14 protein-coding genes are annotated in these 13,660 nt (G+C 46.1%); 8 read left to right on the top strand and 6 right to left on the bottom strand.

Going from position 1 to position 13,660, the window contains the following annotated elements:
* Positions 1-515: 515 nt before the first annotated feature.
* Genes mobI through SK33_RS24730 form a run of 8 tightly spaced genes read left to right on the top strand, consistent with a single transcriptional unit; the run spans position 516 to position 10,526 of the window.
* Complete coding sequence (gene mobI / locus SK33_RS24695; protein ID WP_015063002.1) at positions 516-1,001, top strand: conjugative transfer protein MobI(A/C); 486 nt, start codon at positions 516-518, stop codon at positions 999-1,001.
* Positions 998-1,720 (top strand): hypothetical protein, encoded by a 723-nt coding sequence (locus SK33_RS24700; protein ID WP_015063003.1) that lies wholly within the window; start codon positions 998-1,000, stop codon positions 1,718-1,720. The genes mobI and SK33_RS24700 overlap by 4 nt, the downstream gene beginning before the upstream one ends.
* A 10-nt stretch (positions 1,721-1,730) precedes the next feature.
* Positions 1,731-4,766, top strand: coding sequence for a MobH family relaxase (mobH, locus tag SK33_RS24705; RefSeq protein ID WP_015063004.1), 3,036 nt, complete (start codon positions 1,731-1,733; stop codon positions 4,764-4,766).
* Positions 4,766-6,850, top strand: coding sequence for a conjugative transfer system coupling protein TraD (gene traD / locus SK33_RS24710; protein WP_015063005.1), 2,085 nt, complete (start codon positions 4,766-4,768; stop codon positions 6,848-6,850). The genes mobH and traD overlap by 1 nt, the downstream gene beginning before the upstream one ends.
* Positions 6,850-7,953, top strand: a complete 1,104-nt coding sequence (locus SK33_RS24715) for a hypothetical protein (protein WP_015063006.1) — start codon at positions 6,850-6,852, stop codon at positions 7,951-7,953. Before traD ends, SK33_RS24715 begins: the two co-directional genes overlap by 1 nt.
* Positions 7,940-8,602, top strand: a complete 663-nt coding sequence (locus SK33_RS24720) for a DUF4400 domain-containing protein (RefSeq protein WP_015063007.1) — start codon at positions 7,940-7,942, stop codon at positions 8,600-8,602. The genes SK33_RS24715 and SK33_RS24720 overlap by 14 nt, the downstream gene beginning before the upstream one ends.
* A 12-nt stretch (positions 8,603-8,614) precedes the next feature.
* Entirely contained in the window at positions 8,615-9,796 is a 1,182-nt protein-coding gene (locus SK33_RS24725; protein ID WP_032610470.1) for a S49 family peptidase, read from the top strand.
* Position 9,797: 1 nt separating this feature from the next.
* A complete protein-coding gene (locus tag SK33_RS24730) occupies positions 9,798-10,526 on the top strand; it encodes a nuclease-related domain-containing protein (RefSeq protein WP_015063009.1) in 729 nt (242 codons plus the stop codon).
* 32 nt (positions 10,527-10,558) lie between these two features.
* On the opposite strand, the gene SK33_RS24735 is transcribed toward SK33_RS24730, so the two are convergent.
* The 6 genes from SK33_RS24735 to SK33_RS24760 all read right to left on the bottom strand — a co-directional run bounded on the left by SK33_RS24735 (position 10,559) and on the right by SK33_RS24760 (position 13,611).
* A complete protein-coding gene (locus SK33_RS24735; protein WP_015063010.1) occupies positions 10,559-10,918 on the bottom strand; it encodes a hypothetical protein in 360 nt (119 codons plus the stop codon).
* 87 nt (positions 10,919-11,005) lie between these two features.
* Positions 11,006-11,320, bottom strand: a complete 315-nt coding sequence (locus SK33_RS24740; RefSeq protein WP_015063011.1) for a hypothetical protein — start codon at positions 11,318-11,320, stop codon at positions 11,006-11,008.
* Between the two features lie 266 nt (positions 11,321-11,586).
* Positions 11,587-11,727 carry a hypothetical protein gene (locus SK33_RS24745; protein WP_154591402.1) on the bottom strand — a complete coding sequence of 47 codons (141 nt, stop codon included), beginning with the start codon at positions 11,725-11,727 and terminating at the stop codon, positions 11,587-11,589.
* 537 nt (positions 11,728-12,264) lie between these two features.
* Complete coding sequence (locus SK33_RS24750) at positions 12,265-12,501, bottom strand: DUF905 family protein (protein ID WP_032610472.1); 237 nt, start codon at positions 12,499-12,501, stop codon at positions 12,265-12,267.
* 45 nt (positions 12,502-12,546) lie between these two features.
* A complete protein-coding gene (locus tag SK33_RS24755) occupies positions 12,547-13,092 on the bottom strand; it encodes a hypothetical protein (protein ID WP_032610473.1) in 546 nt (181 codons plus the stop codon).
* An 81-nt stretch (positions 13,093-13,173) separates the two neighbouring features.
* Positions 13,174-13,611 (bottom strand): hypothetical protein, encoded by a 438-nt coding sequence (locus SK33_RS24760; protein WP_015063013.1) that lies wholly within the window; start codon positions 13,609-13,611, stop codon positions 13,174-13,176.
* Positions 13,612-13,660 lie beyond the last annotated feature (49 nt).

The following is a 13,660-nucleotide window of genomic DNA, read 5'->3' on the forward strand; positions in this document are numbered from 1 at the left end:
ATCGTTATCGGCATTAAGCGGCAATAACATTAGCGAAAAAAGCGATTCAGGATGAATATTTTTCCGATTGATTAACATGACTACTACATAGGGTCACTTCTTGCCGAAAAGTGGTCCTATGAAGCCTCGACATAGGGTCACTTCTTTGTGAAAAGTGACCCTATGTAGCCAAGACATAGGGTCACTTTTTTTAAAAGTGGCACTATGCGCAAAAAACATAGGGTCACTTTTGTTTAAAAAGTGGCACTAGATATATGTATAACTTAGTAAGTAAAACAGCACTTTTCAGATCACGGTCTCAAAATACCCATGGCAGAAAAAGTTACTTTTCTGCCGCGCTTAAATGCGCCCATCTCAGCCGTTCCCGTGTTCATCTGGAGCTGCGCACTATCTGTATTCCTCACGCCTCCGAAGCCCCACCTCAAAATTCTCGATAAAAATCACGGAAAAAAGTCCTGTTTGTGAAAAAAAAATAAAAACCACTTCGGTATAGTGATTTCACATCAGGAGGTCACATGTCTAATTCGAAACTAATAAAGTCACTAGAATTATCACGCAGTTTGATGCGTTCACAAATCGAGGTTCTGCGGGAGGCAGCTGAAGACCTTTGCACAAATTACTGGATCGAGTGGAAAGAACGGAATCATCTGGAGATTAATTTACCCCGGCCTAACAATACGCTAAAGCGTGAGTATCTGGGTTCGTATGCGCCGAAAATTGAATTAATCGGTAATGCCAAAAAAGTTACAATCACCTGGCATAAGTTCAGCCCGTTTAAAACCAGGTCTCCCAGTCATATGTCGAAACGGATTTCTGCGATGAAAAGCGGAAAATATTCGAAAAGCTGCTTTGTTAATCATGCCTTCTGGGAATATGAAATGATCGAAAAAACGGAGGGAGTACTAGAACCCTACAGAGAATTACTTGAGTTCTATCATACTGCGTATATCGAACTGGGACGCAAAATCCGTAAATACTCAAAATCAGAGGTGGCACAATGACCGACGTAACAATTAATGAAAGCAAGCAGAAGACACCTGATGTAAATGCCCGCTCCTCTCAGACTCCTGAAGATAGCCGAAGAGCCACGCAAAGTAAAAATGAACATTACGGCATGGCAACAGTAACTATTACTCCAGGCACGCCAGACTTTAACCGATTTCTTACGGCACGGAATCGTTCCGTAATAAGAGGCTTTAATGATGTTAGCATTGCTATTTCATCATTATTCAGGACGGTTAATGCGGTAAAACACCCTGAATTGGTGCAGGCAATTCAGGACTGGTTTAATGAATTGCACGACGAAAACAATTTGATGAAGCAGAATCTGGAGGCCCACATCGCCACTATTAAGGTTGATGAAAGTGATCCATTCTTCTCATCAACTGAGTTTTCTCCGTTCAGATTTGAATCTGTCCAGTTAAACTTCAACAACCAGAACACGATGCGATTTTATAAGCACATCTTTGAAATGAACAACCTTCTGACCCAGATGTATAAATTCAACTCTCTGGGTCAGCTGCCGGTTAGCGATTACAACGTAATGGCGCACAATATTATCCGAAGTCTCAACATGTATATCGAACGGGTCAAAAAAACACTTAACGTGTCGCGCCGTGTAAAAGGTTCTTACAGTCCTGATGAGTTTATCGAAAAGGTAAAACAGTACAAAAGCGTGCAGGCATATATTGCTGCGGAACTATCTGGTAAACGCCAATAAGGATTATTTGATGAATTTCAGGGCGCTATTCCTAAGTATACAAAGAGTTTTAGGCATCTTCTCCAGTAGGGAGAATGATGTGGCTGAGTTAATGATGAAGGATGTTTCGAGTCTTTCACCATTTGCTCAGATTATAGGGGATCAGAAATACACTGTACCGGATCACCCGAATCTTGAAGTCCTGAAATTCATTGAGTACCCAACTCGGCCAGCTGGGATACAAACGTTTAATGAGCAGTCTATTCTTTCTCTTTACAGAGATAAACTGCACTCAATCTCTATGATGCTGGCAATAAGTGATGGAGACATCCGTGAGGATGCCTTTACCTTCACCAATCTGGTTTTAAAACCATTGATTGAATACATCCGTTGGATTCATTTACTTCCTGCTTCAGAAAACCACCACCATAATGGTATTGGCGGATTGTTGTCACATAGCCTGGAAGTTGCAATGATTTCTTTAAAAAATGCCAATCATTCTGAATTGCGCCCAATTGGGTATCAGGATGAAGAAGTCATTCGCCGAAAAGTATATCTCTATGCCGCTTTTATCTGTGGCCTTGTGCATGATGCCGGAAAGGTATATGACCTCGATATAGTAAGTCTGAATCTGAATGAAACTTTAACATGGGCGCCAAGCTCGCAAAGCCTGCTTGACTGGGCACGTGAAAACAATGTTGTCGAATATGAAATACATTGGCGAAAACGCATTCATAACCAACATAATATATGGTCAAGCGTTTTCCTTGAGAGAATATTAGATCCGGTCTGTATGTCATTCCTCGACCGTGTCAAAAAGGAGCGCGTCTATGCAAAAATGGTTACGGCACTGAATGTCTATAACGATGGCAATGACTTTCTGTCCAAATGTGTAAGAACCTCAGATTATTATTCAACGGGAACTGACCTTAATGTATTGAGGGACCCGATAATGGGTCTGCGGTCGAATGATGCTGCGGCAAGAGCAATAGGTACCATTAAGCATAACTTCACCAGTATTAATATTAATAACTATAAATCCAAACCCATGCACATCATTATTGTAAACGGTGAAGTTTACCTCAATGAAAACGCCTTCCTCGACTTTGTACTTAGTGATTTTGCGGCCCACAAGTTCAACTTCCCACAGGGGGATGCAGGTAAAACTGTACTAGTAGAGTCGCTGGTTCAACGGGGTTATGTTGAGCCTTACGATGATGAGCGTGTGGTTCATTATTTTATTCCCGGGACATACTCGGAAAATGAAATAGCCAGCATCTTCCGAAACGGTATCGGTAAGCTGGAATTTTATAATCTCCTGAAACTTCGCTGGATCGGGTTAATTTTTGACTCATATAAAATCCCGGATTCTGTTCCGGGCCTCTTCAGCGTTAATGCAAATAAAGATTTCATCTATATTGATGAACAGAAAACTGTAACAGAATACAGAAGGCCGGTCCCGGGTCGTGAGTCTGTTACCAGAGTAACGGACACCGTAAGCGACGCCATTGAAGATACTCCACAATACGGACTCAAACTCGTGAACGGCCCTGATGCCGACAGTGTCAACGGTAAAAGCAGTGAAAATACTGAAGCCATCACAGAAAGTGTGGAGGCGGCTGGCACGGATAAAGCAACCGATATTATTGATCCGCAGGTTACTACGCCAACAGATACAGCCGGAACAGGCGGCTTGGATGAAAAGGAACGGGTAGAGGAACATGAAGAGCAGAGTCAGATGCGTCTGGTCGAGCAGCTGCATGAAATGCTTCTGAGCGCCCCACTGCCCCACAACGCAGTCATTAATATTGATTCCGTACCTTACCTTAATCTCGATGCTGCTATTGCGTTAATCCCTGGTATTGATGAGGCGGCATTTTGTGATGGGCCCTTTTTCCAGCTGACGTACCGTGATGGATCACTGGATGGTATGTGGATAGTCCGTGACGTAAACAATCTACGCCTGATACAACTGGGGGATAACTGTGCTGGTATTCAGGTGAGCACCTCGGAACCCCGAACCACTTCTACGCTGAAGTCGCTTTTTGATACGTCAATGTACCAGCCGTTGGATATCCCTGAAAGTCCATCATTAAACGAAGCGGTTTCGCCCCCACAAACACCGCTTGATCTCCCTCCGGCGCGACTGAATACCCCCCAGGCTGTAGAGGCCAATTCGGTAGCTGAACAGATTAACGCCCACTCCGAACCGGAGACCGTCACTGCTTCTGAGTATGAGCAATATGGCCACCTGCTGGAAGAAACCCTAGATAGCGATAGTGAGGCATATTCTGACTTTATAGTCGCCGACAACTCTGTGGTTGAACCCCCCCAGCCTGAGGCGAAAAATAGCGATGTCGCCGAATTCCATGATGAAACAGACCAGGTCGTTGCGCCCGGTAAATTGAATGATCCTGAGGATACCAGAGAGCCACCAGCTCCCAATACAACCGGGAAAGAAGTAATTTTAACAAGTCCTGTGTCATCACAGGACCCTATAAAATCGGAACCCGCCGGGGAGAAAGCGAACCATCTATCTCCGGCCCTGGCTCGTCTGTTTGCGGTAAACACTCAAGCAGAGAAGAAGCATGAAAATCCGCCGGTCACGACTCCAGTGAAAGAAGCCTTTAATCGATCCAACTCTGCCACAGTTCAGGCTCCTATTGCCGTTGACCAACCTGGTGCAGAAGAAAAGGAGACACTGGAAGATTTTACCCTGCTAAGTGGCGGTGAAGTTACAGAACTTGAATACGTCGAAATTGCCACAATGCTTCACCACATTCTGACTAAGTTATCTGGGTCGTTTAAAAGAAAGCGGAAAAACCGATTCATGGTTTTGACCCAGAACACCTTTTTTCTGACCCAGTCATGTGTTGAAAAATACGGGACGCAGTTAAATGCGCCTGAGCTTTTTAACCAGCTTCCTCAATACCAGGTCACCTCCGGCGCCATAGTCAATACAAAATGTTTCGCATTCAACATGCCAACTCTGGTAGCCGCATCCGACCGGGCAAAGGTCGATATTGAGTTAATCATTAACACACTTAAAGATGTAGGGAATCTATAATGGCAAAATCAAAAAGGACCAACCTGCACGCCCAGGAAAACTTTTACAGGCCGATATTGGAGTACAGAAGTGCCTCAGTACTTTTAATTTGCGCCATAATAATGCTGTTTATGGGGTTTCGATCAGATGGGTTGAATATTGCCCCCATCATTTTGTATACCGCTGCCTTCATGCTTTTGGTTTGTTTGTACCGCTGTAAAACGGCATACCCTTATTTGATGGCGCACTGGCGCGTGTTTCAGCGCCAGATTATGTTTATTAGCCTTAAATCGCTCAGGTCGATCAACAAAAGTAACTTTTTCTCTAACGAGCGAAAGTACCGCCAGCTGGTACAAGAGTATAAAAAATCCAACCGTCAGGTACCGGACAGAAAAACCTACTTCTGTAACGGCTTTGAATGGGGTCCCGAGCATGCAGATCGCGCGTATCAAATTGCCAATCTCTCAAGCGATAAAAGAGAGATAGCCCTGCCATTTGCCCTAAACCCCATAGCGCGGCATTTTGAGGCGATGGCCAGATCCATGGGTGGCAGTAACGCCATTTTTGCTGTTGATAAACGGGCGCCAATTTTTGTTACCGAAGATAACTGGTTCGGCCATACCCTCATTACCGGAAACGTCGGTACCGGTAAAACAGTCCTTCAGCGGTTATTGAGCATCAGTATGCTGCATTTAGGCCACGTCATTGTGGTTATTGATCCAAAGAACGACGCAGATTGGCGGCAGTCACTTATGGATGAAGCGGCGGAACTTGGGTTGCCATTTTATAAGTTTCACCCTGCCCAGCCTTCTTCTTCAGTGTGTATTGATGTCTGCAACGCTTATACCAATGTTTCGGACCTCACCTCACGCCTTCTTAGTCTGGTTTCGGTTCCCGGGGAAGTTAACCCATTCGTACAATATGCCGAGGCTCTCGTTTCAACTGTGATCACCGGTCTGTCTTACACGGATAAAAAACCGTCGATATATCTCATTCATAAAAACATGAAAAGCCACATGGCAATCCTGAACCTCACCGTAAAAGTTCTGGAATGCTGTTATGCACGGCACTACGGGCCCGATGTATGGATGGAAAAGGTGAAATATTCTTCGAATGATACTCTACAAGTCCGCTTTAAGCGCCTTGTTGAATGGTTTTCTGCCCACTTCTTGAATTATGAAGGTGCCGAGCCCATTGATTGGATTGATACCGTCGGCCGGTTAGTAGATTATTCTTTGTCTGATCCTGAGCACATGTCAAAAATGACAGCGGGTATTATGCCGCTGTTCAGTCGTCTGACCGAACAACCACTGAATGAATTGCTTTCGCCGTCACCTAATTCACTCACTTCGCGTGAAATAGTCACTTCAGATGGAATATTCAGTACCGGAGGTGTTCTCTATATCTCGCTCGATGGTCTTTCCAACCCGGAATCCGCCCGGGCTATTTCGCAGTTGATAATGTCAGACCTGACGTCCTGCGCGGGTAGTCGCTATAACTCTGATGATGGTGATATGTCCTCACATTCAAGGATCAGTATTTTCGTCGACGAAGCACACTCCGCAATCAACAATTCAATGATAAACTTACTCGCTCAGGGTCGTGCCGCACAAATTGCATTGTTTATTTGCACGCAAACCATTTCCGATTTTATTGCAGCAGCAAACGTTGAGACTGCAAATCGTATTACGGGTCTGTGTAACAATTACATTAGCCTGCGGGTAAACGACACCCCAACGCAAACGCTGGTTGTAGAAAACTTTGGTAAAAGTCCAATTAGTACAAATATGGTCACGTATACGACAGGATCAGAAACCACTTTGCCGCATAATAACTTCTCTGGTTCGATATCAGAAAGAAAGCAAACAACGCTGGAAGAAAGTATTCCGAAAGAGCTTTTAGGCCAGGTTCCAAAATTTCATATTGTGGCCAGACTTCAGGATGGTCGTAAAGTCGTCGGGCAGATCCCGATTGCCGTAAGTGAAAACTCGATGAGACCCAATACAACATTATTGGAGATGTTCCTGAAACCAGCCGGAAAAGTAACTTTGCGTCAGAATGTGGGTTTAGACTATTTAAATAAACATCTAAGGAAATTGCATTGATGGACGAGCAAATTACTCTGACACAAAATCAAATTTTCAGTTCATCTCTGAAAGTCAGTAAAAGCCGTTCGCTTGTTAAACGGCGTATGCAGTCATTAGGCCTGAAGTTTGCCGATTCGCAGGATGTTCGTGACCGTCTGGCAGGGATTGAAAAAGGTGCTTTGAAATCTGTGGGGCAATTTTGCCATGACAACGATGCTGAGTCTTTATCAGCGCTGGCTATTATCCTTTCCGAGCTTTTTCTGCTCCAAGGGGAACTGTCCACCAGCAATGAATACGGTGACCATGAAACAAGTTACTGGTCCGTAGCTCAGGGACCTTGTGATGAATGGGTTCAGTCTCTTCTTACGAGCGAAGACGGACAGCGAAAATTTATTGGTTTTCGCATTACATTCGACAATTCTGAAGAGCGCCGCCGCCTTGTTGATAAAAATTCAAAAATGCTGGGGAGTTATTTACTTCCCTATTTTGTCAATTTTACGAGTGCTGCATCGGCGTTTATTACGCTGCCTGACAGCGTCACGTTTAAACAAGTACAACGCAATAAGCCACTCATTCACCCTGAAACCACATTAAGTCACATTCTTACCATAGAAGACTCGGCGTTTCTCTCTCGTATCAAATTTAAACTAATCTCGGCGATTGACCGCCTGCCCGACCCGACCGGGCTGTATGCCAATATGTTCAACCACATTATGGACCGGGCACTATTAACACACCTCGACCGGGAGCAAATTGATAGCCCTTGTGTGTGCAAAAAGGTCATCTCAACCTACGCAGACACCATGCTAACGCTCCCGGTATTTAATACAGGGATCACCGGGAGATACCGACACTGGACGCCCTGGGGGATTAATTTTGTTGAGTTTAGCCGTCAGGCTGCAAAGGAAAAAGCCTGTGTCTATGTTCCTGAACCCGGTCAAATTCATTGGAAAAGTCCGGAGCATAAGGAACTGGCTGAGTTCAGCCTGATCAACCACATAATCCCGCAGCAATACCACTGGTTGCTGGGTGTGCCAACAATCTGGCGAAGCCACTACCGTGACCATGGCGACCGATTAGACTTATTCAGGGAGTGGAGGGACGCAAATGGCTGCGGATAATTCTGCACGGGCAGTATTCATCAGAGGACTGCTTTTTTTAGGGATGATGCTTTATCTTATTTATAGTCTGGGCTTCCAGAATACTGACGATCTAAAGCAACAAATCACTCAGGAGGTGAACGCCAGTCGTAGCCTCATTTCTAATGACCGGTGGTTGTCGGTTATTGCAAATAGTGAAGCTACTTTGTCGACTCTGATTAATGACTATAAGCTGATCGAATATCTGAATACGATACTGATCCCGGAAACGACGAAACCTGCGCGTGGGCTGAATTACGTTGCAGAGAAGATGTCATCGGTAAACTACACTGTGGCAAAGAATCTCCCCTTGCTCATTTATCAGTCCATTTTCCGCTGGAATCTGATACTCGGCTGGCTGATTGTGTTTTCACCTTACTTAATTGCTATGCTCGCTGACGGCATGTATCAATGGAAATTAAAACGTTACGTTTTCGGTAATGTAACCGTTCAGTTTTACAGGATCTGGTTCAGAGCCTTCTGGATAATTGGTGCATTAACCTTTGTTTACCTCTCAATGCCTAATATGTCTCTTTTTAACAATATCGCTCAACTGTTCCCCCCTGTCGCATTGCTGATATTGGGAATTGCACTCAACCGCTTGTGGTCTAACTTTCAAAAACTTATGTAATAAGGTGGTCAGATGTTTAACCGTAAAAATAAGAAGTCACCTGCCAATATCAAAGAATCGCTTGATGAGAACGCTGACCGTTTTTATAAGATGTTCCGAATCCATACCACCTCAAAAGTGGTTATTTCCCTTCTGGCATTAGCAGCAGCAGGGGTTTCGGCCTTTAATATTTACGATAAGTATCAGGAATCAGAAGGACGAATGGATCATATTGCCGTCGTGCGCATATCGGGAGAAATGGGCACCGGGTCAGAGGCCGGTGACGGTTCTGTGATAGCCGCAGCACTGGCAAAAGCGTACAACAACCCGCATGCCAAAGCTGTCATTATCGAGGCGGAGTCAGGTGGTGGCGGACCTTCAGACGCGATTATTATTTATCGCCAGATTAATGCACTTCGAAGCCACCAGCAGAAGATTGAACGTATTTCACATGCGGAATCCGCAAGCAAGACCCGTAATACGGGTGATACCAGTGCTTCACGCTCGCAGGACGATATCAATGCCGAACAATCGAAACGCAATACCCTGGAGGTCCTCTCCGCCGGGAGTGGCCGTTTCATTGCCGATATGGAAACCAGCTATAAGCCTATTATCGTTAGCGTCAAAGGCATTTGTGCTTCAGCGTGCTACTACGCCGTGTCCCCTGCTGACGCCATTTATGCAGATAGCAGCGCTCTGACCGGCTCGATCGGCATACGAATGGATCACTGGAACCTGTCCCGCGTCATGGATACGGTCGGTGTTAAAAATGAGCCGCTCACAGCAGGGGAATTTAAAGCTGCACTCGACCCTTATCATCCGCTTTCCGAGGCCACCCGGGATTTTATGCAGAAGCAAATCCTGGATTCCATGCATGAAAAATTTATTTCGGACGTTGAGCAAGGCCGGGGTAACAAACTAATTAGCCGCCCGGAGGCAAATGCTGTCGCTCTGTATTCCGGCCGGGTATGGACAACGCAGCAAGCAATCCAGTACGGTCTCATCGACGGTGACCTGACACCAGTCGAGGTCCGTTCGCGTCTGTCTCAAATGTATTCGACCACTACATTCAAAACGTACAACGAGCCGCAACGATCGCTTCGCTCCGCGCTCGGTATGTTAATGAGCCTGTCAACCAACATCGAAACGCTGGCGGGCACAACCTCCCGGTTACTTGATTCTGTTCAGGCCACCAGCTATCCGACGGTGAAATAAGATGGACGTGATCCTGATGGCGTGGCGGGTGATAGCAATAAGTATTATTGCCCTGGTACTCATTGTGCTTTATTGCTTGATGGGATTCGTATCGTCAGCCATTGCTGAACGCAGGACGGCCAAGCAAATTGAAGCGTACCTTCCTGATGATGCAGAAGGCCTTCTGAGCGATTTAACTCTGCCGGTTAGTGCCACTGGCACCACGCAGATTGATCACGTCCTTATCGCCTCTCATGGGCTCTACGTCATCGAGCAGAAGAACTATGCTGGAAAGCTCTATGGGAAGCTGGATGAAAGCCACTGGCGAAAATGGAAATCGTCAGGGACACTAAAGTTACAAAACCCGTTCAGGCAAAACTACGGTCACATCAAGGCCATTCAGTCTACATTACGCGCCAGCGAACTGGAGTGTATCAATGTTGTCATCATTAACGGGCCCTGCAAGTTTGAAGGTGAGAAGCCAGACTGGCTTTGCATGGGTATGGGTGATTTTGTTCGGAAAGTCACTGAGCGGCGCCAGTTAACTGTATTCAAGCCTGAGGCAGTAAGTTATATCCGTGGGGAGCTGAAGTTAAAGAGAAAGCCTCCTGGCCTTTATACTGATCTGGACCATATCCACAACGTTACCACCAGATACAAAACAACTATGCGATTGGAGCAGCGTATTACCTATAACCTTTTGCGCTTTCTTCGGAATCTACCGGGTAAAATATTCGGTTCGACAAAGTAAAAAAAAGCCCTGCTAATTTATGCGGGGCTTTTTTATGGATTCAACACCGGAATATTTTGCCATGCTTCCTGCATAATTTGCATGACCTCCCCAATGGGTAGCGACGGCCATAAGACTGTGTCAGTCATGATTACGCCAACCGGCTCACATTCAATGGGAACCAGAATTAAAATCACACGAGTCCCTTTAACCTGATACGCAAGATTAACTACCGCCTGTCTGTAGGTTGCCAGAACACCAGAACCGTACTCCGCTGGTTTGCTGGCCCAGTTCCGTACCAGAGCATAAGCCTGCGGCATATAACGATTATCCAGAACGCCCTGTGGCCGACGAAAAGGCACAATATCATCGGAGCGGTAGATAGTAGTGGTGGTTACGTTGGCCGTTGTCATTATTAAACTCCTCCCGTCCAACCCTATTAAATCTGAATGAATAGGGTTCAACTAACAGTTCCTAGTCGTGAAAACTGGCTAGTGTAGCTAGAATTTTTGTTCCATTTGTTGAGCTTCAAAATCTCTCGTTGCCTTCAATAATGAAGCGCCACTGTAGTACTCCGGTTCAGTAATATCATCCTCTTTATTCAACCATTGCGAGGCTGATTCATTGCCTGTCTTAACTGTACTCACATCGCTGCCTTGGTATTTGGGCAACATTACGGCATCCACTTCTTGATAAACGCCATTGCGTTTCACCAGGATTTTAACCGCTTTCGCTTTGCTGCGTTTTTCGCGCACTTTATTAACCAGATACAGCACGACAATCCAGCCTACCAGTACGTAAAGAAAAGTATTCATAATGCCCTCCTTTGTATGTGTCCATTATACCAGGTTCCGTCCCAGCCCAAATAGGTTCGGTGCATGAAAAATAGACTTTCCCGCTTGAATCTGCAAATCACCTCCGGCGTGCCTTTGCTGCCCCGAGAGATATTTTCTTTCCGGATGCGTCTGACAGATTCAGAAAAGGTACTTTTCTGCACGACGGATTTAATTTAGATTCTCTGACTTCACGCCCCACCAGCCAGAGCCCACGGCCGCAACCTTTACGAAAAAAACCGTCAAAATTACCAATGTCGATAGCTCCCCACCAGCGGACGCCTGCGAACAGCATCAATCACCACCACCCCCACATCCGCCACCAGCGTCACCACCACCCCCACATCCACCATCACCGCCTGAGGTATCGGGGGTAAAGAAGGAACCATTTCCGTCGGCAATCCCCCCTCTCTTACTATCCTGCGTATACCGACGCCCTTCGGTCTGGGAATGGCAAAGTGCCTTTTTATTACGGGCTCTCAAAAATAGACAGCAGAAAAGACATACAACCACATAGAGGGTTAAAACAATATGGAGAATCATAAGCACCAGTGAAATCCTGTGAGTCATCGTTAATTGTCTGAGTATTTATATCAAAGTCCCTCGCGCTTAATTTTTGCTAGCACGTCCCTTTTCTCTCGATCGCGAATTAAGATGGCTCAGTTCAGTTACAGACGACACACCGCAGGCATCCGCCAGGCATATCTACACGCAGGTCGGGAGGTCACGACGATTTCTTTCCGGATGCAAGATACCTTTTCAGTTCCCCGGCGCCATCTCGGCACCGGGCGAAACCATCTGCATGCGGGTCAGACTTATACCACCAGCTGTGGGCCCCGGGCAGACCCAGACTCCCTTCCCCGTTTGCCAGCACTGACAGCTGAGTCCATAAAAAGAAACCCGGAGTTACCGGGTTCTTGTGCTGATCAGCTGGCCTTCAGTCCGTGGCTTTGCAGGTGGCTATTGAGCGCATCATAGGCATCGGGTTCATAATTCCAGTTACGCCAGATCAGCTGGCGATCGTGGTCGCGATGATTACGGATGGCAATCTGGAAATGGCCTGCTGGCTGGAGGTTTTCGATAAAGACGTTCTGGTAACCGGCGGCAACGGCGCGGGCTTGAGCCAGTGATAACGGTGATTCGTTGCTGAAAAATCCGCTCATGGGCATTTCCTTCATAATGGCCAGGCCTGAGCCTGGCACTGGGTGTCAGGCCACAAGGCGTTTCGCGAGTTTAACGAAGTGATCTTGGTTGTTGTAGAGCGGCATCTGATAGGCCCGGTCTGAAATAAACATCCGGATCTGGTCAAATGTCATGCCGCAGTTAAAGCCGGTTTCGCTGACATTAGCCCGGGGAAAATCGGCGCAAAATTCGTTTAACACCTTCTCATGGACAATGCCGATATTAAGGAGTCCGGCAGGTCCGTTATCACGGAAAGACACCACCCGGAATGCACCGTACCAGCCCGACTGGCAGAAGAAGGTAAACGCCTGGTTCGCAAGTCCGTTAAACAGCTCGTAACGCAGGCTGGCACTTAGCGATTGACTGTCCAAGCAGTACACACGGTTGATGAAGACGCCTGGGTCGATATTTGCAGGGGTCTGCCCGTAAGCAATACACGGCATAGGCATTTCCGCAGTGTCTTTGTTATCACCAATTACTTTATATTGGGTGGCGATGATATCCGCCAGCATTGATCCACCAAGTGTGTTAATTGCTGCGATGTCGTTAATCTGAATATTAAGATTTTTCATATTTCACCTCGTCGTTTTTTATTATTATTCCACAACCGGTTTCGTGGCTAATAACCTGAAGTGAAATATTTAATAAATAATTCAGTACGACAGACACAAGCCGGTTGACCGTTCAAAAATGTCCTGTAAATGAATACCACAGACATCCAGATTAAAGCGGACAAGCTCTGCTTCATTATTTGAAGTAGAAAATAAATAAAAATCAAATCCACCTGTATTATCATCTTTGAAAATTCTGAAGGAATTATTATCAACAGCGTCGGCCAGTTCAACGTGAACGCCATAGCGCACTTCACCGTCGTCAAACTGTGCAATTCGGCGCACAGATTTAAGACGGACAAATTTCGCCAGCTCCAGTTCGGGCGCCTGGGAAAACGTCAGTGCCTCGAAGATGAGATCAGCCGTTTCATGTTGCTTCCTGCGGTCGAACTCAAACAAACCGCCACCGTTGTTGCGATAGACCGGCTGAAGCGCATTGACCAGGTTGAACGACTGCCGGTTCCTGTCATATCTGTACATTTAAAGGTACTCCAGACCTGCCAGCATCCACCAGCAGGACATAATGTGA

This window comes from Citrobacter sp. MGH103, from assembly GCF_001034475.2.
GTDB classification, from domain to species: Bacteria; Pseudomonadota; Gammaproteobacteria; order Enterobacterales; family Enterobacteriaceae; genus Citrobacter; species Citrobacter freundii.